The 24,560-nt window shown below is 65.1% G+C and carries 27 protein-coding genes and 1 tRNA gene; 19 read left to right on the top strand and 9 right to left on the bottom strand.

Annotated features, from left to right (window positions below; all coding sequences use genetic code 11):
• Positions 1-31 precede the first annotated feature (31 nt).
• The 4 genes from RTH46_RS03575 to rsd all read left to right on the top strand — a co-directional run bounded on the left by RTH46_RS03575 (position 32) and on the right by rsd (position 3,794).
• Positions 32-1,129 (top strand): uroporphyrinogen-III C-methyltransferase, encoded by a 1,098-nt coding sequence (locus RTH46_RS03575; RefSeq protein WP_316905060.1) that lies wholly within the window; start codon positions 32-34, stop codon positions 1,127-1,129.
• Positions 1,126-2,364, top strand: coding sequence for a heme biosynthesis protein HemY (locus RTH46_RS03570; protein ID WP_316905059.1), 1,239 nt, complete (start codon positions 1,126-1,128; stop codon positions 2,362-2,364). Before RTH46_RS03575 ends, RTH46_RS03570 begins: the two co-directional genes overlap by 4 nt.
• A gap of 221 nt (positions 2,365-2,585) precedes the next feature.
• Positions 2,586-3,092 (top strand): disulfide bond formation protein B, encoded by a 507-nt coding sequence (locus RTH46_RS03565; RefSeq protein ID WP_316905058.1) that lies wholly within the window; start codon positions 2,586-2,588, stop codon positions 3,090-3,092.
• A 231-nt stretch (positions 3,093-3,323) separates the two neighbouring features.
• The gene (gene rsd, locus RTH46_RS03560) at positions 3,324-3,794 is read left to right on the top strand and encodes a sigma D regulator (RefSeq protein WP_153787512.1); all 471 of its coding nucleotides are present in this window, start codon (positions 3,324-3,326) and stop codon (positions 3,792-3,794) included.
• Between the two features lies 1 nt (position 3,795).
• Here rsd and RTH46_RS03555 read toward each other — a convergent pair whose 3' ends face one another.
• Complete coding sequence (locus RTH46_RS03555) at positions 3,796-4,455, bottom strand: FKBP-type peptidyl-prolyl cis-trans isomerase (protein ID WP_153787511.1); 660 nt, start codon at positions 4,453-4,455, stop codon at positions 3,796-3,798.
• 224 nt (positions 4,456-4,679) lie between these two features.
• Between RTH46_RS03555 and RTH46_RS03550 the strand changes: the two genes are divergently transcribed.
• On the top strand, positions 4,680-5,711 hold the full coding sequence (locus tag RTH46_RS03550; protein ID WP_316905057.1) for an AlgP family protein: 1,032 nt from the start codon (positions 4,680-4,682) through the stop codon (positions 5,709-5,711).
• Here the strand turns inward: RTH46_RS03550 and RTH46_RS03545 are convergent.
• Positions 5,687-6,166: a TIGR02444 family protein gene (locus RTH46_RS03545; protein WP_316905056.1), complete on the bottom strand. Its 480-nt coding sequence runs from the start codon at positions 6,164-6,166 to the stop codon at positions 5,687-5,689. The genes RTH46_RS03550 and RTH46_RS03545 overlap by 25 nt on opposite strands.
• Positions 6,167-6,216: 50 nt before the next feature.
• On the opposite strand from RTH46_RS03545, the gene RTH46_RS03540 reads away from it, so the two are divergent.
• The 3 genes from RTH46_RS03540 to RTH46_RS03530 all read left to right on the top strand — a co-directional run bounded on the left by RTH46_RS03540 (position 6,217) and on the right by RTH46_RS03530 (position 9,531).
• The gene (locus RTH46_RS03540) at positions 6,217-8,127 is read left to right on the top strand and encodes an ATP-binding cassette domain-containing protein (RefSeq protein ID WP_153785565.1); all 1,911 of its coding nucleotides are present in this window, start codon (positions 6,217-6,219) and stop codon (positions 8,125-8,127) included.
• Entirely contained in the window at positions 8,127-8,714 is a 588-nt protein-coding gene (locus tag RTH46_RS03535) for a mechanosensitive ion channel family protein (RefSeq protein ID WP_153785566.1), read from the top strand. The genes RTH46_RS03540 and RTH46_RS03535 overlap by 1 nt, the downstream gene beginning before the upstream one ends.
• 184 nt (positions 8,715-8,898) lie before the next feature.
• Positions 8,899-9,531 carry a LysE family transporter gene (locus RTH46_RS03530; RefSeq protein WP_153785567.1) on the top strand — a complete coding sequence of 211 codons (633 nt, stop codon included), beginning with the start codon at positions 8,899-8,901 and terminating at the stop codon, positions 9,529-9,531.
• Between the two features lies 1 nt (position 9,532).
• Here RTH46_RS03530 and RTH46_RS03525 read toward each other — a convergent pair whose 3' ends face one another.
• Together RTH46_RS03525 and RTH46_RS03520 are read right to left on the bottom strand one after the other, a co-directional pair.
• The gene (locus tag RTH46_RS03525) at positions 9,533-10,291 is read right to left on the bottom strand and encodes a slipin family protein (RefSeq protein ID WP_153785568.1); all 759 of its coding nucleotides are present in this window, start codon (positions 10,289-10,291) and stop codon (positions 9,533-9,535) included.
• Positions 10,292-10,293: 2 nt separating this feature from the next.
• Positions 10,294-11,634 (bottom strand): nodulation protein NfeD, encoded by a 1,341-nt coding sequence (locus RTH46_RS03520; protein WP_316905055.1) that lies wholly within the window; start codon positions 11,632-11,634, stop codon positions 10,294-10,296.
• Positions 11,635-11,730: 96 nt separating this feature from the next.
• Between RTH46_RS03520 and RTH46_RS03515 the strand changes: the two genes are divergently transcribed.
• The 3 genes from RTH46_RS03515 to RTH46_RS03505 all read left to right on the top strand — a co-directional run bounded on the left by RTH46_RS03515 (position 11,731) and on the right by RTH46_RS03505 (position 13,201).
• Positions 11,731-12,189 carry an aminoacyl-tRNA deacylase gene (locus tag RTH46_RS03515; protein WP_110995727.1) on the top strand — a complete coding sequence of 153 codons (459 nt, stop codon included), beginning with the start codon at positions 11,731-11,733 and terminating at the stop codon, positions 12,187-12,189.
• Between the two features lie 60 nt (positions 12,190-12,249).
• Positions 12,250-12,492, top strand: coding sequence for a DUF2789 domain-containing protein (locus tag RTH46_RS03510; RefSeq protein ID WP_110995726.1), 243 nt, complete (start codon positions 12,250-12,252; stop codon positions 12,490-12,492).
• 70 nt (positions 12,493-12,562) lie between these two features.
• Entirely contained in the window at positions 12,563-13,201 is a 639-nt protein-coding gene (locus RTH46_RS03505) for an NADH:ubiquinone oxidoreductase subunit N (protein WP_153785570.1), read from the top strand.
• 9 nt (positions 13,202-13,210) lie between these two features.
• On the opposite strand, the gene RTH46_RS03500 is transcribed toward RTH46_RS03505, so the two are convergent.
• The 5 genes from RTH46_RS03500 to RTH46_RS03480 all read right to left on the bottom strand — a co-directional run bounded on the left by RTH46_RS03500 (position 13,211) and on the right by RTH46_RS03480 (position 17,027).
• Positions 13,211-13,648, bottom strand: coding sequence for a CBS domain-containing protein (locus RTH46_RS03500; protein ID WP_125462146.1), 438 nt, complete (start codon positions 13,646-13,648; stop codon positions 13,211-13,213).
• A gap of 326 nt (positions 13,649-13,974) precedes the next feature.
• Entirely contained in the window at positions 13,975-14,436 is a 462-nt protein-coding gene (locus RTH46_RS03495) for a DUF805 domain-containing protein (RefSeq protein WP_153785571.1), read from the bottom strand.
• 21 nt (positions 14,437-14,457) lie between these two features.
• A complete protein-coding gene (locus RTH46_RS03490; protein WP_316905054.1) occupies positions 14,458-14,688 on the bottom strand; it encodes a hypothetical protein in 231 nt (76 codons plus the stop codon).
• Positions 14,689-15,003: 315 nt separating this feature from the next.
• Positions 15,004-16,734 (bottom strand): dipeptidase, encoded by a 1,731-nt coding sequence (locus RTH46_RS03485; protein WP_316905053.1) that lies wholly within the window; start codon positions 16,732-16,734, stop codon positions 15,004-15,006.
• 216 nt (positions 16,735-16,950) lie between these two features.
• Positions 16,951-17,027: transfer RNA gene (locus RTH46_RS03480), tRNA-Arg, on the bottom strand.
• 209 nt (positions 17,028-17,236) lie between these two features.
• On the opposite strand from RTH46_RS03480, the gene RTH46_RS03475 reads away from it, so the two are divergent.
• The 8 genes from RTH46_RS03475 to RTH46_RS03440 all read left to right on the top strand — a co-directional run bounded on the left by RTH46_RS03475 (position 17,237) and on the right by RTH46_RS03440 (position 24,523).
• A complete protein-coding gene (locus tag RTH46_RS03475) occupies positions 17,237-17,986 on the top strand; it encodes a GntR family transcriptional regulator (RefSeq protein ID WP_316905052.1) in 750 nt (249 codons plus the stop codon).
• Entirely contained in the window at positions 17,983-19,707 is a 1,725-nt protein-coding gene (locus RTH46_RS03470) for a fumarate reductase/succinate dehydrogenase flavoprotein subunit (RefSeq protein WP_316905051.1), read from the top strand. The genes RTH46_RS03475 and RTH46_RS03470 overlap by 4 nt, the downstream gene beginning before the upstream one ends.
• Before the next feature lie 159 nt (positions 19,708-19,866).
• Positions 19,867-20,112, top strand: coding sequence for a ferredoxin family protein (locus RTH46_RS03465; protein WP_008096634.1), 246 nt, complete (start codon positions 19,867-19,869; stop codon positions 20,110-20,112).
• Positions 20,113-20,236: 124 nt separating this feature from the next.
• The gene (locus RTH46_RS03460) at positions 20,237-21,643 is read left to right on the top strand and encodes an ABC transporter substrate-binding protein (protein WP_153785575.1); all 1,407 of its coding nucleotides are present in this window, start codon (positions 20,237-20,239) and stop codon (positions 21,641-21,643) included.
• A gap of 15 nt (positions 21,644-21,658) precedes the next feature.
• Positions 21,659-22,435, top strand: coding sequence for an ABC transporter permease (locus RTH46_RS03455; protein ID WP_153785576.1), 777 nt, complete (start codon positions 21,659-21,661; stop codon positions 22,433-22,435).
• Positions 22,435-23,286 carry an ABC transporter ATP-binding protein gene (locus RTH46_RS03450; protein WP_316905050.1) on the top strand — a complete coding sequence of 284 codons (852 nt, stop codon included), beginning with the start codon at positions 22,435-22,437 and terminating at the stop codon, positions 23,284-23,286. Before RTH46_RS03455 ends, RTH46_RS03450 begins: the two co-directional genes overlap by 1 nt.
• Positions 23,283-24,248 carry a HEAT repeat domain-containing protein gene (locus RTH46_RS03445; protein ID WP_316905049.1) on the top strand — a complete coding sequence of 322 codons (966 nt, stop codon included), beginning with the start codon at positions 23,283-23,285 and terminating at the stop codon, positions 24,246-24,248. Before RTH46_RS03450 ends, RTH46_RS03445 begins: the two co-directional genes overlap by 4 nt.
• Complete coding sequence (locus RTH46_RS03440; protein WP_153785579.1) at positions 24,248-24,523, top strand: DUF971 domain-containing protein; 276 nt, start codon at positions 24,248-24,250, stop codon at positions 24,521-24,523. Before RTH46_RS03445 ends, RTH46_RS03440 begins: the two co-directional genes overlap by 1 nt.
• Positions 24,524-24,560: the final 37 nt, after the last annotated feature.

Raw genomic sequence — 24,560 nt, 5'->3', positions numbered from 1 at the left:
AGCGATGCGCCGCCATGCAAAGGATGGATACGTGAGCGAAACGGTCTTGCCCCACACTGAACAGAAATCGGTGCCCGAGGCGCCGCAAACCACTACCGAACCCGTTCGACGCTCAGGCAGCGGCGTGGCGGTGCTGGCCCTGCTGCTGGGCGCCGCCGGGGTCGCGATCGGCGGCTGGGGTGCCTGGCAGGTGCGCCAGTTGCAAGGCAGCGAACAGGGCCAGGGCGAGCACCTGCAAGCGCTCAACCAGCGGGCCGATGCGTTGCAGCAACGCGAGCAGCAGCTCACCGCACAACTGGCCAGCCTGCCCGCAGCCAGCGAGCTGGAGGACCGTCGGCGGCTGGTGGCGCAACTGCAGGGCGACCAGCAGCGCCTGAGCCAGCGCCTTGAAACCGCGCTCGGCGAAAGCCGCAAGGAATGGCGCCTGGCCGAGGCCGAACACTTGCTGCGCCTGGCCACGCTGCGCCTTTCGGCACTGCAGGACATCGCCAGCGCCAAGGCGCTGGTCGAGGGCGCCGACGAGATCCTCCGCGAGCAGAGCGACCCAGGGGCCTTCGCCGCCCGCGAACAACTGGCGCGCAGCCTGGCCACGCTCAACAGCACCCAGCAGCCGGACCGCACCGGGCTGTTCCTCAAGCTCGCCGCCCAGCGTGAACAAGTGCAGCAGCTCAGTGCCCAGTCGCCGGAGTTCGAGAGTAACGCCGATGCCATGGGCGCACTCACCGCCGACGGTGACGGCGCCAGCCGCTGGTCGCAGTGGTGGGCGGAGCTCTCCAAGTACTTCCAGATCGAGTTCAACGCCGACGACAACGTGCGCCCGCTGCTGTCCGGGCAGTCGCTCAACCAATTGCGCCTGGCGCTCAGCCTGACCATCGAGCAGGCCCAGTGGGCCGCGCTCAACGGCGAAGCCAAGGTCTACACCCAGGCGCTGGACGATGCGCGCAGCGTGCTGCTGGCCAACTTCAACCCCGATAACCCGCAAAGCAAAGCCATGCTCGACAGCCTCAACCAGCTGGCCGAGCAACCGGTGTCGGTGGTGACCCCAGACCTCAGCGAGAGCCTGGCCGCCGTGCAGGCCTACATCCAGCGTCGCCACCTGCCGGCTGAAGCTGAAGGGGCCAAGCCATGAAGCGCGTCTACCTGCTGGCGGTGCTGGCGATCGTCGTCGCCGCAGCGCTGGGCATCGCCATCGCCAAGCACAGCGGCTACGTGCTGATCGCCTACGGCGGCTTCCGCTATCAGTCGGGGCTGTGGGCGGCACTGGGGGCGCTGGTCGGCATCGTCGTGTTGCTGCTGGTGCTGCGCTACCTGATCGGGCTGGTGCTGACCTCCAGTGGCGTGGTCAACCCCTGGTCGCGGCGCAACCGTGGCCGACGTACCCGGATCGCCATCGAGCAAGGCCAGCTGGACCTGGCCGAAGGGCGCTGGAGCAGCGCCCAGCGCCATCTGCAGCGCGCCGCCGAATCCGAACGGCAACCCCTGCTTTACTACCTTGGCGCCGCCCGCGCCGCCAACGAGCAGGGCCGTGTCGAAGACCGCGACAACCTGCTCGAGCGTGCGCTGGAGCGTCAGCCCCAGGCCGAACTGGCCATTGCCCTGACTCATGCCCAGTTGCAGATGGACCGTGGTGAAAGCGAGGGCGCACTCGAAGCGCTGCAGGCCATGCAGGAGCGTCATCCGAACAACGCCCAGGTATTGCGCCTGCTGCAGCGTCTGCACCTGGAGCGCGATGACTGGCCGGCGCTGATCCGTCTGCTGCCCGACCTGCGCAAGCACAAGGTGCTGCCGGCCAACGAACTGGCCGAGCTCGAGCGGCGCGCCTGGGGCCAGAACCTTGGCCTGGCGGTGACCCGTGGCACCGACCCACAGACCGCGCGCCAGGCGCTGGAGCGCGCCTGGCAGCAGCTCACCGCGGCGCAGCGCCAGGAGCCAGGGCTGGTGCTGGCCTACGCCGAGCAACTGCGCCAGCTGGGTGCCCAGGGTGAGGCCGAGCAGGTGTTGCTCGGCGCGCTCAAGCGCAATTACGAAAGCCACTTGGCGCGCCTATATGGCCTGGTGCGCGGCGATGACCCGGCGCGGCAACTGCAGGCCGCCGAAGGCTGGTTGAAAGACCATCCGCAGGACCCCAGCCTGCTGCTGACCCTCGGCCGCCTGAGCCTGCAAAACCGCTTGTGGGGCAAGGCCCGTGATTACCTGGAAAGCAGCCTGCGACTGCAGCGCAACCCGGAAACCTGCGCCGAACTGGCGCGGCTGTTGGCCGGGCTGGGCGAGACCGAGCGCAGCAACCAGTTGTTCCAGGAGGGGCTGGGGCTGCTCGACGAGCGCCTGCTGGCCCTGCCGCTGCCCGAGGGCGTTCAGGCCTGATAGCTTGCCAAGCCCGCACGCTGGTGCGGGCTTGGCAAGCTGTTTCACATCTTCATGTGGTTGAGTGACTTTTCTCCGCCAGTCGCCGGATTATTCCTACCTTACGCAGCATTGATTCGTTGCTAATCAGCGACTTGTCCCCGCTGTAGCGCCTTGATACAAAGCGCCCCTTTCCTCTACCGTTTCAAGTCACTTTTTCCTTTCGCGGACATCCATTGCCCATGTCGCTGGCCTGCTTGCGCAGCTTGTTCCTTCCCGCTTTCCTGGCCTCGTTCGCCGTGCTGGTGGCGTCGTTTCGCCTGGAGTCCATCGTTGGCCTGGTGCCTTGCGCGCTGTGCTTCAGCCAGCGCCTGATGCTCGGGCTGTACGCGCTGATCAGCCTGATGGCAGTCATTCATTTGCCGGGGGTACGCGGCCTGCGCGGTTATGCGTGGCTGACGCTGCTGTGCGCGCTCGGCGGCGCGCTGCTGGCCGGGCGGCATGTCTGGTTGCAAGGCGAGCAGCTGCCGGTGGTGGATTGCCATCTGCCGGTGACGCAACTGCTGCAGCTGCCGATTGGCGAAATCGCCAGCTTGCTGTTGCTCGGTAGCCCGGATTGCGTATCCATCAGCTGGAGCTTCCTCGACCTGACCTTGCCGGAGTGGAGCCTGCTGGCATTCCTGCTGCTCGCTGCATTGCCGCTGTCGTGGCTACTGGCGTATCGGCTGCGCCAGGGCGCGGCGGGTTGATCCAACGCAATGCGCAAGGTATTGCTCGACCAACGGTGTGTGGGAAAGGGATTAAACGCTTGTATGAACTTTGTGTGCTGCGTACCTTGAAGGCCAAGTCGCACGGGAATAATCTCCCAGCACGGATACCGAAATCACAACTGCACGATGCCGTCCTGCTGATGTCACCTTTGTGCCACGCACTTGTGTCGCGAGGTGCAGCGGCATCTACCCAGAAGGGAAGAGATCGCCATGCTCGATAGTTGCCAGAACGCCCAGGAACGCTGGGGCGGTGTTCACAAGCTGATCGATCGTTGGCTGGAGGAGCGCCAGGAATTGGTGCAAGCCTTCCGCGCCTTGCGCGATGCCAAGCCGGCCTTTGCCGACAAGGACAAGAGCCGAGAGTTCTGCGCGGTGCTGGTCGATTACGTATCGGCCTGGCACTTCGAAGTGTGTGAGCAGTTGGTGGCCGAAGCCAAGGCATTCGACGACGAGAAAGCCCTCAAGCTGGCAGAAGAGATCAACCCTCGCATCAATGACATCACTCAGATCGCCTTGGCGTTCAACGACCATTGCGAGAAGGGCGAGTGCACCGACCCCGAACGCTTCGCGGAAAAACAAGGCAAGCTAGGCAGCCTACTGCACGAGCGTTTCGAGCTGGAAGACTGCCTGATCGAAGTGCTGCACAACGCGCACAAGGTCGAGGACGCGGTGCAGGCCTGATTCAGTCGGCCACGGCCAGCAGTTCGATCTCGAACACCAGGGGGGTGTAGGGCGCGATCAGGTCGCCCGCACCTTCGGCGCCATAGGCTTGCGCCGAAGGGATCACCAGCCGCCATTTCGACCCCGCCTTCATTTTTGGCAGTGCCACCTGCCAGCCCTCGATGACCGAGTTGAGCTTGAACCACTGCGGTTTCTCGCTCTGGTCGAACACTGTGCCATCCGGCAGCTTGCCCACATACCGCACCTGCACGCTGCCGCTGGCTTTGGGTTGTGCGCCAGCGCCGCTGGCCAGCTCGCTGTAGAGGATGCCCTCGGGCAATTCGTGTACACCCGCACGCGCACGTTCCGCGGCCATGAAGCGTTTTTCAGCGGCCAGTTGCTTGTCGACTTCGGCTTGTTGGGCGGCGGCGCTGGCCTGTTCATCGTGCTGTTGCAGAATGGCTTGCATGCGCGATTTGTCGATGCGCGGCGGCTGACCCTGATAGGCCTGGCGCAGCCCTTCGACCAGCGCATCGAGTTGCAGGCCAGGCACTTCCTGGCGCAGCCGTTCGCCCAGGCTGGCGCCGATGCTGTAGGCCAGGTCGTTGTCGGTATTACTTTCGGGGGCGGCCAGCGCAAGCGGGGCCGCCAGGCACAAGCCGAGCATCAGATAACGTGGCATGGTCGAGTCCTGCTGCAGTGAGGGCGAAGTATGCCAGCCTTGTTAGCGGAATATGTGTAAATGTCCGCAATACAATAATGACCAACTACACTTGTTTTTTGCTGCAAGACAACAACTTTGCCCAGGCATGCAACGCGGCGCTACTGATACTGTCAACATGCCCTAGCGGCGGTAGCAGCAGAAGCATAGTATGAGCCGCACTCTCGTCAGCCAGGAGGTAAATCATGTCGGCTAAAAAGAAGCCAGTCAGTACGCCATTGCACCTGCTTCAGCAACTTTCGGGCAGCCTGCTCGAACATCTGGAAGATGCCTGCTCTCAAGCGCTGGCGGATGCCGAGAAACTGTTGGCCAAGTTGGAAAAACAACGCGGCAAGGCCCAGGAAAAACTGCACGGTGCCCGCCTGAAGTTGCAGGACGCTGCCAAGGCCGGCAAAGCCAAGGCACAAGGCAAGGCACAGAAAGCCGCTGGTGAACTTGAAGGCCTGCTCGAGTCGCTCAAGGATCGCCAGGCGCAGACCCGTACTTATATTCAGCAACTCAAGCGTGATGCGCAGGAAAGCCTGAAACTGGCCCAGGGCGTCGGCAAGGTGCGCGAAGCAGCGGGCAAGGCGCTCGACCTGCGCGCCGCAGCGCCAAAAGCTGCAGCCAAGTCGGCCGCCAAACCAGCTGCTGCCAAAGCCCCGGCCAGAACTGCCGCCGCCAAACCGGCCGCCAAACCTGCCGCTGCCAAAGCCCCAGCTAGAGCTGCCGCTGCCAAGCCGGCCGCCAAACCTGCTGCTGCCAAGGCCCCGGCCAAAACTGCCGCCGCCAAGCCGGCCGCCAAACCTGCTGCTGCCAAGGCCCCGGCTAAAGCTGCCGCCGCCAAGCCGGCTGCCAAACCTGCTGCTGCCAAAGCCCCGGCCAAAGCTGCCGCTGCCAAGCCGGCCGCCAAACCTGCTGCTGCCAAAGCCCCGGCCAAAGTTGCTGCCGCCAAGCCGGCCGCGAAACCTGCTGCCGCCAAAGCCCCGGTCAAAGCTGCCGCAGCCAAGCCGGCCGCGAAACCTGCCGCAGCCAAGCCTGCCGTTGCCAAGGCGCCAGCCAAACCTGCCGCCAAGCCCGCTGCCGCCAAAGCCCCGGCCAAGCCCGCTGCTGCCAAACCTGTCGCCAGCAAGCCAGCAGCGCCTGCCGGCAACGCAGCACCTGCCGCAGCGGCCAGCCCGGCTACACCAGCAGCACCCGCCAGCACCCCGGCTCAGTCGCCGTCCACGGCCTCCTGAAGCTCCCGGGCCGCGACGCGCAGCTGTTGCAGCGCGTCGTGGTCGCGGGCCTGGGCCGGTGCAAGCCGGGCCAACCATCCTTCGCTGTCACCTGCTACGGCAGGCCAGGCCTGCGCCACCAACGCCAAACGCTCCAGCAGCGTGCGTTCAGCCTGTAACTCCAGCGCCTTCACTTGTTCGCGCAGCACGGCCAATTGCGGGTCGTCCAGTGCGTGTTCGCGCCATTGCCGGCGCAGTGTTCGCAGCGGCATGACCACGTCCCGCTGCCAGGGGGCTGCGACGGCCTGCAGCGCCTGGATGCGTGTTTCGTCAACGGCCACGGCCCGGGCCTGCAGCCAGGTGCCGCAGAGCAGCAGGCAAACATCGCCGCCCAACTCCTGCAGGGTCAGGCAGGCCGCTTCGACGCCCGGCCGCGCATACAGCGCCAGGGCATGTTTCCACAGGTCGGTGTGCATGGTTTCACTCGCGCCAGTGGTCAGCGAAGCTGGTAGACTCCGCGACCATCATGATCAGACTATCCAACCTCACTTTACAGCGTGGTCCGCAGCGCCTGCTAGAAGGCGCCGAGATGACCCTGCACACCGGTCACAAGGCCGGCCTGATCGGCGCCAACGGCGCCGGTAAATCCAGCCTGTTCGCCTTGCTGCGCGGTGAGCTGTCGCCCGATGGCGGCGACTGCCTGCTGCCGGGCGACTGGCGCATCGCCCACATGCGCCAGGAAGTCGATACCCTCGAGCGCATCGCCGTGGACTATGTGCTCGATGGCGACGTGCGCCTGCGCAAGGTCCAGGCCGAGCTGGCGGCTGCCGAACAGGCGCACGACGGTACCGCGCTGGCACGCCTGCACAGTGAGCTGGACAGCGCCGACGGCTACACCGCCGACGCCCGTGCGCGCAAGCTGCTGGCCGGCCTTGGTTTCACCAACGAGCAGATGGACCGCCGCGTCGGTGACTTCTCCGGTGGCTGGCGGATGCGCCTGAACCTGGCCCAGGCGCTGATGTGCCCGTCCGACCTGCTGCTGCTCGACGAACCGACCAACCACCTCGACCTCGATGCCATCCTGTGGCTGGAAGACTGGCTCAAAGGCTACCCGGGCACGCTGCTGCTGATCTCCCACGACCGCGACTTCCTCGACGCCGTGGTCGACCATGTGCTGCACGTCGAGCAGCGCAAGCTCAATCTCTACAAGGGCGGCTACAGCGCCTTCGAGCGCACCCGCGCCGAACGCCTGGCGCAGCAGCAACAGGCCTACGAGAAGCAGCAGGCGCAGCGCGCGCACATGGAAAAGTACATTGCCCGCTTCAAGGCCCAGGCCACCAAGGCCCGCCAGGCGCAGAGCCGGATCAAGGCCCTGGAACGCATGGAAGAGCTGACGGCGGCGCATGTCGATTCGCCGTTCGACTTCGTCTTCCGCGAGTCGGAGAAAATCTCCAGCCCGTTGCTCGACCTGTCCGAAGCCCGCCTGGGCTATGGCGACAAGGCCATCCTCGAGAAGGTCAAGTTGCAGTTGGTGCCAGGTGCGCGCATCGGCCTGCTCGGCCCCAACGGCGCGGGCAAGTCGACGCTGATCAAGAACCTGGCCGGTGAGCTGCAGCCGTTGGCCGGTCGCCTGGTGCGCGGCGAGAACCTCGCCGTCGGCTACTTCGCCCAGCACCAGCTCGACTCGTTGGACGACAAGGCCAGCCCGCTGCTGCACCTGCAACGCATCGCTCCCGCTGAACGTGAGCAGACGCTGCGCGACTTCCTCGGTGGTTTCGACTTCCACGGCAACCGCGTCGACGAGCCGGTGGTCAATTTCTCCGGCGGCGAGAAGGCCCGCCTGGCCCTGGCGCTGATTGCCTGGGAACGGCCCAACCTGCTGCTGCTCGACGAACCCACCAACCACCTCGATCTCGAGATGCGCCTGGCCCTGACCATGGCCCTGCAGGAGTTCGAAGGTGCCGTGGTGGTGGTCTCCCACGACCGTCACCTGCTCAAGAGCACCACCGACGACTTCCTGCTGGTGGCCGACGGCAAGGTCGACACCTTCGACGGCGATCTCGACGACTACAGCCGCTGGCTGGTCGAGTACCGCCAGCGCAACGCGCCCGTCAGTACTGCGCCGGTCAACCCGGACAAGACCGACAAGAAGGCTCAGCGCCAGGCCGCTGCCGCCCTGCGTCAGCAGTTGGCGCCGCACAAGAAGGCCGCCGACAAGCTCGAAGCCGAGCTCAACCAGGTGCATGCACAGCTGGCGGAAATCGAGGCGGCGCTGGGCGACAGCGGGCTCTACGAGGCCGCACGCAAGGACGAGCTGCGCGACCTGCTGGCCCGCCAGACCAAGCTCAAGCAACGCGAAGGCGAGCTGGAAGAGGCCTGGATGGAGGCGCTGGAAACCCTGGAAAGCATGCAGTCCGAGCTCGAGGCGCTGTCCTGATGGAGGAGCTGCGTTCCTTGCTGCCAGGGCAATGGATGGACACGTTCTGGCTGGGGTTGCAGATCCTGCTGATCCTGATCGTTGCATTCGTCCTGCAGCGCATGGTCGCCCGCGGGTTGAAGAGCCTGGGCGAACGCTATCCCTTGCCGCACGAGCTGATGGTACCGGTGCGCGGCGCCCTGCGCTGGCTGATCATGGGCAGCGGCCTGCTGTTCGTGCTGGAGCGCATGGGCGTGTCCGCCACGGTGCTGTGGACGGCCTTGTCGGGCTTTGTCGCGGTGGCGGCGGTGGCCTTCTTCGCCATCTGGAGCGTGCTTTCCAACCTGCTGTGCGCGGTGCTGATCTTCACTGTCGGGCCATTTCGCATCGGCGATGTGGTCGAGCTGGTCGACACCACCGACAAGCCAGGGGTGAAGGGCCGGGTGATTGCTATCAACCTGCTCTACACCACGCTGATGGAAACCCCCGAGGCGGGTGGGGCGCTGGTGCAGGTGCCGAACAGCCAGTTCTTCCAGAAGGCGGTGCGGCGCTGGCGTGGGGCTGAGGTTGCGACCGTGGCCAAGGATTCTGTCATCGAAGCTGACTGAGGCATTGTTGATGCCTGTTCGGCCGCCTTCGCGGGTAAACCCGCTCCCACTGGTATTGCGCACATCCTGTGGGAGCGGGTTTACCCGCGAAGAGGCCCGCACAGACACCGCAAAAACCACTGGTTATTTTTTCGCCAAAACCGTAGCTTAACGTTTTGCAACAAACGTTCGAGCGAGGTGTGTGATGTCGATGGAAACCTGGTTGGCCTTCTTTGCCGCGTGCTGGGTCATCAGCCTGTCGCCGGGTGCCGGGGCCATTGCCTCGATGTCCAGTGGCCTGCAGTACGGTTTCTGGCGTGGCTACTGGAACGCCCTGGGCCTGCAACTGGGCCTGATCCTGCAGATCGCCATCATTGCCGCCGGTGTCGGCGCCGTCCTCGCCGCCTCGGCCACGGCCTTCCAGCTCATCAAATGGTTCGGCGTCGCCTACCTGGTTTTCCTCGCCTACAAACAATGGCGCGCACTGCCGATGGACATGAGCGACGAGTCCGGCGTGCGGCCGATCGGCAAGCCGCTGAGCCTGGTGTTCCGCGGTTTCCTGGTCAACGTCAGCAACCCCAAGGCACTGGTGTTCATGCTCGCGGTGCTGCCGCAGTTCATCGACCCCCATGCAGCGCTGCTGCCGCAGTACCTGGCGATCACCGTGACCATGATCAGCGTCGACCTGCTGGTGATGGCCGGCTACACCGGGCTGGCTTCGCGGGTTCTGCGCCTGCTGCGTACGCCTAAGCAGCAAAAGCGTATGAACCGTACCTTCGCCGGCTTGTTCATCGGCGCCGCGACCTTCCTCGCCACCCTGCGCCGCGCACCGATCTGAGTCATTTTTGCGGTGGCCGGTCGACCAGCCCCTTGAGCAGGTCGATCGGCAACGGGAAGACGATGGTCGAGCTCTTGTCCCCGGCGATGGTGCCCAGCGTCTGCATGTAACGCAGCTGCATCGCCCCAGGCTCCTTGCCCAGCATCTGCGCCGCCTGCATCAGCTTCTCCGAGGCCTGCAGCTCACCCTCCGCGTGGATCACCTTGGCCCGCCGCTCGCGTTCGGCTTCTGCCTGGCGGGCGATGGCGCGGATCATCGATTCGTTCAGGTCGACATGCTTGATCTCGACGTTGGCCACCTTGATGCCCCAGGCATCGGTCTGCGCGTCGAGCACTTCGCGGATATCGCCGTTGAGCTGCTCGCGCTCGGCCAGCAGTTCGTCCAGCTCGTGCTTGCCAAGCACCGCACGCAGAGTGGTCTGGGCCAGCTGGCTGGTGGCCGCGAGGAAGTCCTCGACCTGGATGATCGCCTTCTGTGGGTCGAGCACACGGAAGTACAGCACCGCGTTGACCTTGACGGAGACGTTGTCGCGGGTGATCACGTCCTGCGGCGGCACGTCGAGCACCACCGTGCGCAGGTCGACCCGCACCATCTGCTGGATCCCCGGAATCAGGATGATCAGCCCCGGGCCTTTGACCTGCCAGAAGCGCCCCAGCTGGAACACCACGCCGCGCTCGTATTCGCGCAGGATGCGCAGCGCCGACAGCAGCAGTAGCGCCACCAGCACGAGCAGTGTGCCGAAACCGAATTGCATGAACATCGTCACTCTCCTGGCGCCGTTGGCGCGGTGGCGCTGACTTCCAGCGTCAGGCCGTTGCGTGCGGTCACCCGCACATGCTGGCCGGGTGAAAGCGGTGTGGCGCACCGCGCCTGCCATTGTTCGCCCTGGGCCTGTACCGAGCCGCGGAACGGGTTGTCCGACTGCACCAAGGTCACTGTGACCAGGCTGCCCACCAGCCCAGCGTCACCACTGACCAGGGCCCTGCGGCGTGCCTTGATCGCCATGCCCAGCACGCCACCGAGCAACAATGCCGAGAGCACGGCCAGGCTGGCGATCAGCGCCAGCGGAATGCCGAAGCCGGGGGCGTCGGTGTCCATCAGGATGACGGCGCCGGCAACGAACGCGACGATGCCGCCGAAACCGACCACGCCGAAGCTGGGCAGGAACGCCTCGGCGACCATGAACGCCAGCCCGAGCAGGATCAGCGCCACGCCGGCATGGCTCACCGGCAGCAGCTGCAGCGCATACAGCGCCAGCAGCAGGCAGATGCCGCCGACCACCCCGCCGACCCCGGTGCCGGGGTTGATGAATTCGAACAGCAGGCCGTACACCCCGATCATGATCAGGATCAGCGCCACGCTGGGGTTGGTGATCACGGCCAGCAGGCGCGTGCGCCAGTCCGGCAGGTGCTCGACCACACTGGCGCCGACGGTTTTCAGCTGTACGGTCTGGCCGGCGGCAACCAGGCTCTGGCCATCGAGCTGGCGCAGCAGCTCCGGCAGGTCGCTGGCCACCTGGTCGATCACTTTCAGGCGCAGGGCCTCGCTGGCCGACAGGCTGACCGCCTCGCGCACGGCCTTTTCCGCCCAGTCAGCATTGCGCCCACGCAGTTGGGCCAGGCCACGGATGTAGGCCGCGGCGTCGTTGACCTGCTTGCGGGCGAGGGTGTCTTCGTTGTTGTCGGCGGCCTTCTCGGGTTTGCCAGGCATGCCGATCTGCACCGGCGTGGCGGCGCCAAGGTTGGTGCCGGGGGCCATGGCTGCGATATGGCTGGCGTACAGGATGTAGGTGCCGGCGCTGGCCGCCCGGGCGCCGCTGGGGGACACGTAGGTGGCCACCGGCACGGGGCTGGCGAGGATGGCCTTGATGATCTGGCGCATGGCGCTGTCGAGCCCACCGGGGGTGTCGAGGCGGATTACCAGCAATTGCGCGCCCTGCGCCTGTGCCTGTTCAAGCCCGCGCAGCAGATAGTCGGCGCTGGCCGGGCCGATGGCGTCGTCGATGCTCAGCAGCCACACGCAGCCCCCGGGCGCGGCGTGCCCGCCCGGGGCAAAGCCGAGCATCAGCAGCAACAGCAGCACGCGCCAGCCGTGAGCGATCACCTGTCGTCACCTCATGGAGGCCTGTGATGGAAGTTTAGCTGTGGCCGCTTGCCTGCGGCCTAAACTTCAAGGTGGGGGCGAAACCGGAGGTGCATCATGCGTATGGCCAAGACCCTTCAGCAGCGCCTGGACCAGGCCAACTGCGACTACGACATTGTTCCCCATCCACATTCGGCCACCAGCCTTGAGTCAGCCCGCACGGCAGGCGTACCTGCCGAACGGGTCGCCAAGTCGGTGATGCTCGATGACCGCCATGGCAACTACATCATGGCCGTGCTGCCGGCCAACCGGCACCTGGACATGACCGAGGTGCGGATGACCGGCGCCTGGCAGCTGACCCGTGAAAGTGCGCTACCGATGTTGTTCGGTGATTGCGAACGTGGCGCCGTGCCGGCACTGGGCGATGCCTATGGCATGAAAATGCTGCTCGATTCGAGCCTTACCCGCCAAGGCGATGTCTACCTTGAGGCGGGTGACCACGATCACCTGATTCACATGAGCATGGAGCAATACCTGAAACTGGTGCCGCACGCCGAAGTGCGCGAACTGAGCTGATGCTCGCAACCAACGCCGGGCTGGCGTCGTGGACGATCGGCCCGGCCCAAGGAGTGAACCATGGAAGCGCCGATCCACAAGTTTTCCGAACTGTTCAAGCAACTTGGCCTGCCCGACGACCCTGTCGGTATCGACCAGTTCATCACCAGCCACTCGCCCCTCAAGGGTGATGTGAAGCTGGTCGACGCACCCTTCTGGAACGATGCCCAGCGAGGCTTTCTGAGGGACAGCATCAATGAGGATGCCGATTGGGCGGAGCTGTTCGACCAGCTCAATGAAGCCTTGCGTCGCCCCCGTAAATAAAGCGCCGAGCGGCACCTGATGGGTGACGGGGCCGTTGCTATGCTCAGGAAAACAACAAGGGGATGGCGCGATGAAAGATCCCTACGCACCGGGTTTCTGGTGCACCGTGACGATCCTGGGCACCCTGACCGCCGGTTACTTCTACGGTATCCGGCACACCCAGCAGATGAACCAGGCCGTGCAGTTCCTGTATGCCGCCGCCGCCGTCACCGCGGCGGTTGCCTTGTGCGGGCTGGCGTGGATCGCCTGGGAACACCTGCACCTGAACAAGCGCGAAGTCGCCCAGGGCCGAACGTTGCTGACCATCTGGAACACCAAGGTCGCCCTGCGCCGGGTCGAAACCGTGTTCGACCGCTACTTCTGGGGCAGTTACTGGCATTCCGGGCGGACCTTCGAAGAGGTCATGGGCGAGCTCAAGGGCACGCCGCTGGAGCAGAGCCTCGACGCCCTCAAATTGCAGTGCCGTGAGCTCGACCGGGAAATTCACGATCACCAGCATCACTGGCTGGCCAATGCCCGCGACCTGTCCAGCGTAGCCACGGCCATGGCCCGCGAGCGCTATCAGCTGGACCTGTGCGACGCGCCGATACGTGATGGCGGCAATACCGCCGTGCTCAATCGCGATCTGGAAGTGCTGGTTTACACCTGGTCGGCGCGCCTGCGCAGCTTCGACCATCAGCTGGACGAGCTGGAGCGCGCCTATCACTAGAGAGGGGGGTCATTCGCCGCGGATGTACTGCTCCAGTTGCTGGATCAGGTTGGCCTGCTCGGCGATGGTTTCCTTCACCAGGTCACCGATCGACAGCAGCCCCAACAGCGCGCTGCCATCCACTACCGGCAGGTGGCGCAGGTGGCGATCGGTCATCAGTTGCATGCAGTGATCGAGTTTTTCCTTCGGCCCTACAGTGACCACCGGCGCGCTCATGATTTCGCGCACGGGCGTGGCGGCTGAAGAGCGCCCTTTGAGCACCAGCTTGCGGGCATAGTCGCGTTCGCTGACGATCCCCACCACCCGGTTGTCCTCCACCACCGGCAGTGCGCCGACGTTTTTCTCCGCCAGCATTTTCAAGGCATCCAGTACCGAGTCATCAGGGCCAATGGTGTAGACGGTCTGATGCTGGGCCTTGGTCTTGAGGATTTGTTCGACGTTTTTCATGCGAGCCTCGGTGGGTGAAAAAGCGCTGTGTCGGAGTAAATAAAGCATCCGGCACGGCGCTCTGCACGGCAATGCAGGAAACGGCATCGAGACGATTGAAAAACGTCATGGTTGCAGGCCCATGAAAAAAGGCGGCCAGAAGGCTAATGCAATTGGGGCCGCTTTGCGGCCCTTCGCGGGTAAACCCGCTCCCACAGGATTACGCGAAACCTGTGGGAGCGGGTTTACCCGCGAAGGGCTGCAAAGCAGCCCCATTAGTAGCGATGAAACGTTATCTGACCGGCATTAGCCCATAGGCCGCCTTAGCATTCCTGCGCAGTCTGCACTCAGACCAGGCCTTTGGGGCTCGGGCCGAAGCGGTTGTTGCCAGGGGTGCCGTCAAAGAACAGGAATACCAGGCCAACGATCGGCACCAGCAGCCACCAGCCGCGGTGATCGCTGTCGTGCAGGCGGCGCACTGCCACGGCAATGCTCGGCAGCATCAGCACCAGGGCGTACACCAGGCTCAGCAGCGGGTTGGTGCCGAGGACGTTATCGAGGTAGCCGAAGGCGATCGTGATCAGGAAGTTGATCAGCACGAACAACCAGTATTCCTTGCGGCGTGCACGGCCTTTGAACACTGCGTACTTCTTCAGGACTTCGAGGTAGGGAATGCCGTTGCTCACTCCGACGCTACCCGCGAAGCCACCGTTGGTGGCAGTGGCGGCCTGGGATGCGCCGCAGCCTGGGCAGCTCGCGGCCGATTGATGGATCTGTTTGGCGCAGCCACGGCAGAACACCATGCTCATTTGTTTTCCCTCACATTTGGATTAGCTTGCGGATTTCAGGCCGACCAGGCGCAGCAGCGAGATGCCTGCCATGACAACGCCGGCGATTGCCAGGCCGTTGCCGGGTTTGTTCTGGTTGATGCTGACGACACCGAGGACCAGGCTTGCGCTTGTGAGCAGGCCTGGGCCCAGGAGGGTTTCGCCCTCCCGGTCGAAATCATCGAACAGGGTCATGAAACACAGAATGCCAAGCATCAGGGAAACGCTACCCATCCACGGCGATTCGCTGCGGGCAGGTTTCGTGGAGGATGTTGCGTGCTGTGGAGCAACGCATTGGGGGGCAGGCAGGTGCCGTCTTGTGCAGCTGCATGGCACAGCCGCGGCAATAACCATTGCCATCGCAAATCCCTTTGTGGCGTTCGCCGAACGCATCCCTGTTCGCATACCGTGTCACCCGTCCGGGTGGCCGGCGCAGAGGTTACTATATATTTCATGAGTGGCGAAATAGTGGCGTCAGAAAATTCGCGATCCACCCCGTAGCAACGAAAAAAGGCGCCTGCAGGCGCCTTCCGGTTTTAACCCCGAGGCTCAGAGCTTCGGCATCTGCCCGATCCGCGCCACCATCTCGCTGACGATCTGCAAATCGAGCATGAACTGCTCCACGGTCTTGAACTCGTTGTCGTTGTGCCCGGTGTACTTCACGTCCGGCATGGCCAGGCCGAACTGCACGCCGTTGGGCAGGTCATGTACCGAGGTGGCGCCGGCAGAGGTGCCGAACTCGTGCTTCATGCCCAGGTTCTCGCTGGCCACCGCAAGCAGGGCCTTGACCCATTCGCCCTGCGGGTTGCGGTACATCGGCTCGTCCAGGCTGTAGTCGAACGCCACAGCGGTCTTGCTCTTGGCAGTCCAGCTGTCGAGCTTGCCGGAGATCTCGCCCTTGAGCGTGTCCAGCGCCTTGCCTTTGGGGATGCGCAGGTTCACCGCCAGCTTCAACGCCTTGTCATCCAGGCCGACGAAGGTCAGCGAGGTGGTCAGCGGGCCCATGAACGCATCCTTGAAGCCAACGCCGAGCTTGTTGCCCAGGTAGTCCAGGCCCCAGTTGTCGGCGGCGTAGCGGGCGGCGTCGGTGATGTGGTTGTGCTTGAGCGGCACCTCTTTGCCCAGGCCATTGAGGAACACCAGCATGCGCGCCACCGGGTTGACCCCCGACTCGGGCTCGGAGGAGTGCGCCGACACGCCGGTCACGGTCAGCAGCACCTGCTTGCCGTCGACCTTGGCGTCGATGCTGAAGTTGCCACCGTTGTGTTTGACGAAAGCAGCACCGGCCTTGTTCAGGGCCTTGGCCAGGTCGGCCGGCTTGTCGCTGAGCAGGGTCGCCACCGAGTTGCCGGGGATCTGGTTGGTGGCCAGGCCACCGGTCAGGTTCACCACCTCGGCGCCCTTGCCGCTACCGGCACGCTTGGCGAAGGTGGCCATGACCGTGCCGTAGCCTTTCTCGGCGATCACCACCGGGTAGCCGCCGTCCAGTGCCAGGTTGTAGTCGGGCGTGGCATTGCGTTCGAAGTAGTAGGGGATGGCGTCGCCGGTGGTTTCCTCGGTGGTGTCCACCAGCAGCTTGAACTGGCGGGCCAGCGGCAGCTTCTCGTCCTTGGCCACTTTCAGCGCATAGAGCGCGACGACGATGCCGTTCTTGTCATCCTCGGTGCCACGGCCGTACATGCGGTCGCCCACCAGGGTGACCTTGAACGGGTCGAGCTTGGTGCCGTCGGCCAGCTTCCAGTTGGCCGGGGTGACCGGTACCACGTCGGCATGGGCGTGGATGCCGATGACTTCCTTGCCTTCGCCGAGGGAGATCTCGTAGACACGGTTGTCGATGTTGCGGAAGGTCAGGCCGAAGCCCTCGGCCAGGGCCTTGATCTTGTCGGCGATCTTGAGGAACTCGGGGTTCTCGTGCTGCGCCACGCCCTCTTTGCGGTAGGTGGGGATCTCCACCAGCTCGCGCAGGGTTTCGGTGGCGGCCTTGCCGTACTTGATGCGGGTGTACAGGCCGAGCAGGCGGTTGATCTCGTCCTGTTGTTCGGCGGCCAGCGGCTTGCCGGCCAGGTACAGCTTGAGGGTTTCGTCGAGCTTGTCGGCCTTGGCCAGGTCACTGCCGGCCAGCTTGCCGAGGAATTGCTTGAAGTCGGCCGGGTCGCTGCCGTCGTAGGCCTTGATGATGGCGGCGGACTGTTGCTGGGACAGGTTGGCCTGGGCCGGGATCGAGAACATGGCCACGCTGGCCAACAGCAGCGACGCGGCGGATAGCTTGGTAAATGGCATGGTTGTGCGCATTCCTTTGCAAGTGTTGGAGGGTGCCCGTTTACGCAAACGGAAGATGCCCACGCTAACACCAAAGACTGCCTGCGGGGGAGAGGTGGCAATGTGCACTCAGTCGCAAATCGGCAGGCACAAAAAAAGCCCCGCCGGTGTGAACCGGGCGGGGCTTCTTTGCGCGCTGTCAGTAATGCAGGGGTGCCGCTGACAGCGTGAAATTCATGGCGCACTCGGCGGGATTCGAACCCACGACCCCTGCCTTCGGAGGGCAGTACTCTATCCAGCTGAGCTACGAGTGCAACGGGCCGCATGATACCCATCTGCGCAGGTGGCGTCCATCGCCTTGATATGAGGGTGTTTTTCCAGGGAGGCCGATCGCGGGACAAGCCCGCTCCCACGCAGGGAACCTGATCTATCCATATGCAATCTTGGTATTTCTCACGGCGCTGTTATGCCCGCTATCTTCTGGTCACAACTTGTTATAACAAGTCAGCCGACAGAGACGACCATGGCCGAACTGCTCCCACTTTCTCCCGTACCGCTCTACACCCAGCTCAAGGAATTGCTGCGCGAACGCATCCTCGACGGCAGCTACCCGCCGCACAGCCGCATGCCCTCGGAAAACGAGCTGGGCAAGGCCTTCGACGTCAGCCGCATCACCGTGCGCCAGGCCCTGGGCGACCTGCAGAAGGAAGGGCTGATCTTCAAGATTCATGGCAAGGGCACCTTCGTCGCCAAGCCCAAGGCGTTCCAGAACGTCAGCACCCTGCAGGGCCTGGCCGAGTCGATGACGCAGATGGGCTATGAAGTGCTCAACCGCCTGCGCAGTTTTCGCCATGTCCCGGCCAGTGCGCTGGTGGCGCAGCGGCTGCAGGTCGAGGAGGGCAGCCTGGTCACCGAGATCCGCCGCGTGCGCCTGATCAACCGCGAGCCGGTGTCGCTGGAAATCACCTGGCTGCCGCACAACGTCGGCGAGAAGCTGGAGAAGGCCGACCTGGTCACCCGCGACATCTTCCTGTTGCTGGAGAACGACTGCGGCCTCGCCCTCGGCCATGCCGACCTGGCCATTGATGCGGTGCTCGCCGACAGCGACCTGACCCAGGCGTTGGAGGTGGAAGAGGGCTCGCCGATCATGCGTATCGAGCGCCTCACCCACACCGCCGACGGCGCCCCGCTGGACTTCGAACACCTCTATTACCGTGGCGATGCGTTCCAGTACCGCCTGCGTATCGACCGCCAGAAGGGAGGCAAGGCATGACCATCCAGACCCAGGACTACGACATCGTCGTCATCGGTGGCGGCACCGCCGGGCCCATGGCCGCGATCAAGGCCAAGGAGCAGGACAAGACCTTGCGCGTGCTGTTGCTGGACAAGGCCAACGTCAAGCGCAGCGGCGCCATCAGCATGGGCATGGACGGCCTGAACAACGCCATTATTCCCGGGCATGCCACGCCCGAGCAGTACACCAAGGAAATCACCGTCGCCAATGACGGCATCGTCAACCAGGCTGCGGTGCATGCCTATGCCACCAAGAGCTTCGAGACCATCGAGCAGCTCGACCGCTGGGGCGTGAAGTTCGAGAAGGACGAAACCGGCGACTACGCGGTGAAGAAGGTTCACCACATGGGCGCTTATGTGCTGCCCATGCCCGAGGGCCACGACATCAAGAAGGTGCTGTACCGCCAGCTCAAGCGCGCCCGGGTGGAGATCAGCAATCGCATGGTGTGCACCCGCGTGCTGCTCGATGCCGAGGGCGCGGCGGCGGGGGTGCTCGGTTTCGACTGCCGCAGCGGTGAGTTCCGGGTGATCCGCGCCAAGGCGGTTGTGCTCGCCTGCGGCGCCGCCGGGCGCTTGGGCTTGCCGTCGTCGGGCTACCTGATGGGCACCTACGAGAACCCCACCAATGCCGGTGACGGCTATGCCATGGCCTACCACGCCGGGGCGGAGCTGGCGAACCTGGAGTGCTTCCAGATCAACCCGCTGATCAAGGACTACAACGGCCCGGCCTGCGCCTACGTCACCGGCCCCCTGGGCGGCTACACCGCCAACAGCAAGGGCGAGCGCTTCATCGAGTGCGACTACTGGAGCGGGCAGATGATGTGGGAGTTCCACCAGGAGCTCGAAGGCGGCAACGGCCCGGTGTTTCTCAAGCTCGACCATCTGGCCGAGGAGACCATCCAGAACATCGAGGAAATCCTGCACAGCAACGAGCGGCCGAGTCGAGGCCAGTTCCACGCCGGGCGCGGCACCGACTACCGCCAGCACATGGTCGAGATGCACATCTCCGAGATCGGCTTCTGCTCCGGGCATTCGGCCTCGGGGGTGTGGGTCAACGAGAAGGCCGAAACCAGCGTCAAGGGCCTGTACGCCGCCGGCGACATGGCTGCGGTACCGCACAACTACATGCTCGGCGCTTTCACCTATGGCTGGTTCGCCGGAGTGAATGCCGCGCAGTACGTGGCCGGGCGTGAATTCGCCGAGGTCGATACGCAGCAGGTCGAACGCGAACAGGCGCGGGTGTTCGCACCCTTGCAGCGTGAGCATGGCCTGCCGCCGGCCCAGGTCGAGTACAAGCTGCGACGCATGGTCAACGACTACCTGCAGCCGCCCAAGGTGACCAAGAAGATGGAAATCGGCCTGGCGCGCTTCGCTGAGATCGAACGCGATCTTGAGCAGATGAAGGCCAACAACCCCCATGAGCTGATGCGTGCCATGGAAGTTTCGGTGATCCGCGACTGCGCCGAGATGGCTGCGCGCGCGTCACTGTTCCGCAAGGAGAGCCGCTGGGGACTGTACCACCACCGGGTCGATTTCCCCGAGCGCAATGATGGTGAGTGGTTCGTGCATTGCCATCTGAAGAAGGGTGAGGACGGTGAGATGACCAGTTTCAAGAAAGCGGTGGAGCCGTACCTGATCCCGCTGGATGCCGAGGAACAGACCGCGTACGACCGGCTGCGTGTAAAGACCGATGCCGCCTAGGCGACACCGAACCCTGTGGGAGCGGGTTTACCCGCGAAACAGGCGACGCGGTGCATGGCACCGGCTTCGCCGGTGTTCGCGGGTAAACCCGCTCCCACAGGGACATGTGCAAGTTTCTAGATAAAGGGCGCCCAAGAAGGCCCCAAGGACCCCGTGAAAATGGCCTACCAACCCCAGGAAATCTTCTTTCGCAGCAGCGCCCCGGTGACCATCGACGAAGACAAGTGCATCGCCGAAAAAGGCTGCACGGTCTGCGTCGAGGTCTGCCCCATGGACCTTTTGGCCATCAACCCGGCCACGCAGAAGGCCTACATGGCCTTCGACGAATGCTGGTACTGCATGCCCTGCGAAAAAGACTGCCCCACCGGCGCGGTGAAGGTCGATATCCCGTACCTGCTGCGCTGAACCCGAACCAACCGCCATCCGGCCGAACCACCGGACGCCCACCTGCAATGCCCCTCGTTTCCCACCACCCATGCCGGGCGGCGGAGACGACTCCAATACCTAGAACGATTCGAGGGGAATACCCATGCGCCTTGTAGCAACCGTGGCCGGCCTTGCGCTGGCAATCACCGGCCTGAACGCCAGCGCCGAAACCATCCGTATCGCCATCGGCACCCAGGACACCACCATCAACTGCGCCACCGGCGGCCTGTTGATCCGCGAGCTGGGCCTGCTCGACAAATACCTGCCCCATGACGGCAAGTACAAGGACGCCCAGTACCAGGTCGAGTGGAAGAACTTCACCAGCGGCGCGCCGCTGACCAACGAGATGGTCGCCGGCAAGCTCGACTTCGGCGCCATGGCCGACTTCCCCGGCTCGTTCAACGGCGTCGCCCACCTCGACGCCGGCAAGCGCAGCCTGTTCATCAGCGTGCTGTCCGGCAGCGTGCATGGCAGCGGCAACGGCATCGTGGTGCCGGCCGCCTCCAGCGTGCAGTCGCTGGCCGAACTCAAGGGCAAGACCATCTCCGTGCCGTTCGCCTCCACCGCCCACGGCATGCTGCTGCGCGCCGTCGCCGCCCAAGGCTGGGACCCGCAGAAGGACGTGAAGATCATTGCCCAGGCCCCGGAGATCGCCGGCTCCGCCCTGCGCAGCAACCGCATCGAGGCCCACGCCGACTTCGTGCCCTTCGCCGAGCTGTTCCCCAACCGCGGCTTCGCCCGCAAGATCTACGACGGTGCCCAGGCCAACGCGCCGACCTTCCATGGCGCGCTGGTGGACGCCGACTACGCGAAAAAGTACCCGGAAGTGGTCACCGCCTACCTGCGTGCCAGCCTCGAAGCCGACCGCCTGCTCGCCGCCGAGCCCGAGAAGTACAGCGAGCTTATCGAAAAGGTCACCGGTATCGAGGCCGAGGTGAACTACCTGTTCCACGGCCCGCTCGGCCTGCAGACCCGCGACCTCACCTGGAAGCCTGAGTACCGCCAGGCCGTGGCCACCTCCTTCGACACCCTCAAGCTGTTGAAGAAGACCGACCGTGGCCTGGACACCGCGCAGTTCATCGACGACCAGTACATCCGCAGCGCTTACAAGCAGGCCGGGCAGGACTACGACAAGGCGCTGAAAAACTACGACCCGTTGCCCCTCAAGGCCGTTGATGCCGCCACCGGCAAAGCCATCACCGACTTCAGCCGCCTGGCGCAGATCTGGGTGCGCGGCGAGGCCAAGGTACGCCACTACGCCTCCCCGGAGGCCGCGCTCGCCGCCCTGGCCCAGCTGGAGCAGGAGGGCAAGGACATCCGCGCGATCTACGCCCAGGCCGCCGACAGCGGCATCAAGCTGCTGGCCAACCAGGCCTGGTTCGTGCGCAACGGCCAGGGCCAACTGGCGGCCTTCCTGCTCAAGGACCAGGCCGAGCAGTACGCCAAGGCCCATGGCGGCGAGGCGCTGGACTTCGTCCAGGCCAACCAAAAGCTACTGGCCCAGCGCTGACCGGGAGCCGCCGCCATGACCCGTGACCTTGCGCGCTGGCCCCTGCGCCTGGCTTCGCTGCTGGCCTGCCTGCTGTTCTGGCAACTGGCCGCGCGCCACAAGCTGGACCTGCTGCTGTTCACCTTCACCTACGTGCCTACACCCGGCGCGGTGCTCGACGCCGCCTGGCAACTGCTGGCCTCCAACGCCCTGCTGGCGCACCTGGGCAGCAGCCTGGCGCGGGTGTTCGCCGGCTACGGCGTGGCGGCGCTGCTGGGAGTGAGCCTGGGCCTGTTGATCGGCCGCTCGAAGTGGCTTGAGGACACGCTGATGCCGCCGCTGGAAGTGCTGCGGCCGATCCCGGCGGTGGCCTGGATCCCGCTGGCGATCCTGATGTTCCCCTCATCGGAGCTGTCCATGGTGTTCATCACCTTCACCGGCGCAGTGTTCCCGATCCTGCTCAACACCGTGCACGGCGTCGAGGCGATCGACCCGCGCCTGGTGGCCTCGGCGCGCAGCCTGGGCGCCGGGCGCTGGGCGATCCTGCGCGAAGTGGTGCTGCCGGGCGCGCTGCCGAGCATCGTCACGGGGCTGGCCATCGGCATGGGCACCTCGTGGTTCTGCCTGGTGACCGCCGAGATGATCGCCGGGCAGTTCGGTATCGGTTACTACACCTGGGAGTCCTACACCTTGCAGAACTACCCCGACATCATCGTCGGCATGCTGCTGATCGGCGTGCTGGGCATGGGCAGCAGCGCGCTGGTCAAACGCCTGGGTGCGCTGGCCACGCCCTGGATACGGAGGAGCGCTTGATGAGCAGCCATCAACAAGTGCCTGGGCGTATCGAAGCGCAGGGGTTGTCGATTCGCCTGGGCCATGGGCGTGACGCGTTCGAAGCGGTGCAGGCGCTGGACTTTGCCATCGCCCCGGGCGAGTTCGTGTGCATCCTCGGGCCGTCCGGCTGCGGCAAGTCCACGTTGCTCGGCGCCTTGGCCGGGCACCTGACGCCGGCCGCCGGCCAATTGCGGGTGGACGGGCAAGCGGTCGAGGGCCCTTCGCCGCAACGGGGCATGGTGTTCCAGCATCACACCCTGCTGCCGTGGCGCAGCGTGCTCGACAACGTCGCCTTCGGCTTGAAGATGCAGGGGCAGGGCAAGGCCGAGCGCCAGCATCAGGCCGCCGAGATGCTGCAACTGGTCGGCCTGGCTGACTTCGCCCAACGCTGGCCCAGCCAGTTGTCCGGCGGCATGCAGCAGCGCGCCGAGATCGCCCGGGTGCTGATCAACCGCCCGCGCCTGCTGCTGATGGACGAACCCTTTGGCGCCCTCGACGCACAGACCCGTGCGCGCATGCAGGAACTGCTGCTGGATATCTGGGCGCGCATCCGCACCACGGTGGTGTTCGTCACCCATGACATCGACGAGGCGCTGTTCCTTGCCGACCGCATCCTGGTGATGAGCCCCCGGCCTGGGCGCTTTATCGAAGACCTGCGGCTGGACTTCGCCCGCCCGCGGCGAGCAAGCCTGCTGACCAGCCCCGAATTCACCCACCTCAAACGCCATTGCCTGGCGCTGCTGCGCCATGAAGAAGGCCGCGAACTGCCGCGCCTGACACCGTTGGGCCTACCCGACACCGACCATCCTCCGCTGCGGATTGCGCTATGACCGAACGAATCACCGACAACCCCGACATCATCGACCTGCTGCCACGCCTGAACGACCTCGATGCCGGCGTGCGACGCATCGCCCTGATCGAACTGGCCGACCTGGAAGCCCCGGACGGCCTGCCCTGGCTCACCGATGCGCTGCTGGTCGATGCCGACGCCGACGTGCGCGCCGAAGCCGCGCGCTTGCTCGAAGCCTGGGAGGCGCCGGAAGTGGTGCAGGGCCTGTGCGCCGCATTGGCCGACCCCGCCGAGCCGGTGCGCCTGGCGGCCGCCCAAAGCCTGAGCGAGCTCAAGACCCAGGAGGCCGGGCAGCTGATCCTGCCCTGGGCCACCCATGCCGATGCCTTCGTGCGGGCCAGCGCGCTGCGCGCCCTGCGCGAACTGCGCCTGGAGGACGCCGCTGTGCCTGCGTTGAAGGCGTTGGCGGATGTGGATGCCAGCGTGCGCCGTGAAGCGGTGGGCATCCTGGGCTGGCTCAAGCATGCGCCGGCCTTGCCCGCGCTGGCGCAACTGGCGGCCGAAGAGCCGGATACCGAGGTGCGGCGCGCCGCCATTGGCGCGTTGGGCCTGGCCCGGGATGCCCGTGTGCTGCCGGCGCTGATCGGTGCCTTGGCCGATGAGGCCTGGCAGGTGCGTGAAGAGGCGGCGACCACTCTGGGGAAGGTCGGCCAGGCTGAAGCGGGCCAGGCCTTGATCGCGGCGCTGGCCGACAGCTACTGGCAGGTCCGCTTGCGCGCGGCGCGGGCCTTGGGCCGGCTGCGCCATGGGGCCGCGCTGGATGGGCTGGCGCAGTTGCTTGGCCATGGCATCGCCAACCTGCGCAAGGAGGCGGCGCTGGCGCTGGGGGAGCTGGGTGAAGCCCGGGCCTTGCCGGCGTTGCAGGCGGCCGAGGCCGACAGCGATCCGGAAGTGCGCAAGGCGGTGCGCATCGCCTTGGCGCAGTTGCAGGGGGCGGCGTGATGGACGTGCCCAGCGCCTTGCGCAACCGCCGCGAACGCGGTGAATTGCTGCTGCAGTGGGGCGAGGTTGAGCAGGTGATCAGCCACGCCCGGCTGCGCGGTGCCTGCCCCTGCTCACAGTGCCGGGCGGCGCGGCTGAAGGGCGCGATTTCGCTGGTGGGCGAGGATGTGCGGGTGGCGCGGATCGAGGCCCAGGGGTATGGGGTGCAGCTGGTGTTCAGCGATGGGCATGAGCGGGGGATTTATCCTTGGGCCTATCTTCGTGAGCTGGGCTGAAATCAATCGCGGGGCAAGCCCGCTCCCACGGGCCTGT

It is taken from the genome of Pseudomonas sp. zfem004 (genome assembly GCF_032621715.1).
Taxonomy (GTDB): domain Bacteria; phylum Pseudomonadota; class Gammaproteobacteria; order Pseudomonadales; family Pseudomonadaceae; genus Aquipseudomonas; species Aquipseudomonas sichuanensis.
Note: the sequence above shows the minus strand (reverse complement) of the source record. Positions and strands in the feature narration are given on the sequence as shown.

Excerpts from the sequence above, each read along its gene's own strand:
- RTH46_RS03570 (WP_316905059.1), top strand. The coding sequence starts at position 1,126 with ATGAAGCGCGTCTACCTGCTGGCGGTGCTGGCGATCGTCGTCGCCGCA.
- RTH46_RS03565 (WP_316905058.1), top strand. The coding sequence starts at position 2,586 with ATGTCGCTGGCCTGCTTGCGCAGCTTGTTCCTTCCCGCTTTCCTGGCC.
- rsd (WP_153787512.1), top strand. The coding sequence starts at position 3,324 with ATGCTCGATAGTTGCCAGAACGCCCAGGAACGCTGGGGCGGTGTTCAC.
- RTH46_RS03555 (WP_153787511.1), bottom strand. The coding sequence starts at position 4,455 with ATGCCACGTTATCTGATGCTCGGCTTGTGCCTGGCGGCCCCGCTTGCG.
- RTH46_RS03550 (WP_316905057.1), top strand. The coding sequence starts at position 4,680 with ATGTCGGCTAAAAAGAAGCCAGTCAGTACGCCATTGCACCTGCTTCAG.
- RTH46_RS03545 (WP_316905056.1), bottom strand. The coding sequence starts at position 6,166 with ATGCACACCGACCTGTGGAAACATGCCCTGGCGCTGTATGCGCGGCCG.
- RTH46_RS03540 (WP_153785565.1), top strand. The coding sequence starts at position 6,217 with ATGATCAGACTATCCAACCTCACTTTACAGCGTGGTCCGCAGCGCCTG.
- RTH46_RS03535 (WP_153785566.1), top strand. The coding sequence starts at position 8,127 with ATGGAGGAGCTGCGTTCCTTGCTGCCAGGGCAATGGATGGACACGTTC.
- RTH46_RS03530 (WP_153785567.1), top strand. The coding sequence starts at position 8,899 with ATGTCGATGGAAACCTGGTTGGCCTTCTTTGCCGCGTGCTGGGTCATC.
- RTH46_RS03525 (WP_153785568.1), bottom strand. The coding sequence starts at position 10,291 with ATGTTCATGCAATTCGGTTTCGGCACACTGCTCGTGCTGGTGGCGCTA.
- RTH46_RS03515 (WP_110995727.1), top strand. The coding sequence starts at position 11,731 with ATGCGTATGGCCAAGACCCTTCAGCAGCGCCTGGACCAGGCCAACTGC.
- RTH46_RS03510 (WP_110995726.1), top strand. The coding sequence starts at position 12,250 with ATGGAAGCGCCGATCCACAAGTTTTCCGAACTGTTCAAGCAACTTGGC.
- RTH46_RS03505 (WP_153785570.1), top strand. The coding sequence starts at position 12,563 with ATGAAAGATCCCTACGCACCGGGTTTCTGGTGCACCGTGACGATCCTG.
- RTH46_RS03500 (WP_125462146.1), bottom strand. The coding sequence starts at position 13,648 with ATGAAAAACGTCGAACAAATCCTCAAGACCAAGGCCCAGCATCAGACC.
- RTH46_RS03495 (WP_153785571.1), bottom strand. The coding sequence starts at position 14,436 with ATGAGCATGGTGTTCTGCCGTGGCTGCGCCAAACAGATCCATCAATCG.
- RTH46_RS03490 (WP_316905054.1), bottom strand. The coding sequence starts at position 14,688 with ATGGGTAGCGTTTCCCTGATGCTTGGCATTCTGTGTTTCATGACCCTG.
- RTH46_RS03485 (WP_316905053.1), bottom strand. The coding sequence starts at position 16,734 with ATGCCATTTACCAAGCTATCCGCCGCGTCGCTGCTGTTGGCCAGCGTG.
- RTH46_RS03475 (WP_316905052.1), top strand. The coding sequence starts at position 17,237 with ATGGCCGAACTGCTCCCACTTTCTCCCGTACCGCTCTACACCCAGCTC.
- RTH46_RS03470 (WP_316905051.1), top strand. The coding sequence starts at position 17,983 with ATGACCATCCAGACCCAGGACTACGACATCGTCGTCATCGGTGGCGGC.
- RTH46_RS03465 (WP_008096634.1), top strand. The coding sequence starts at position 19,867 with ATGGCCTACCAACCCCAGGAAATCTTCTTTCGCAGCAGCGCCCCGGTG.
- RTH46_RS03460 (WP_153785575.1), top strand. The coding sequence starts at position 20,237 with ATGCGCCTTGTAGCAACCGTGGCCGGCCTTGCGCTGGCAATCACCGGC.
- RTH46_RS03455 (WP_153785576.1), top strand. The coding sequence starts at position 21,659 with ATGACCCGTGACCTTGCGCGCTGGCCCCTGCGCCTGGCTTCGCTGCTG.
- RTH46_RS03450 (WP_316905050.1), top strand. The coding sequence starts at position 22,435 with ATGAGCAGCCATCAACAAGTGCCTGGGCGTATCGAAGCGCAGGGGTTG.
- RTH46_RS03445 (WP_316905049.1), top strand. The coding sequence starts at position 23,283 with ATGACCGAACGAATCACCGACAACCCCGACATCATCGACCTGCTGCCA.
- RTH46_RS03440 (WP_153785579.1), top strand. The coding sequence starts at position 24,248 with ATGGACGTGCCCAGCGCCTTGCGCAACCGCCGCGAACGCGGTGAATTG.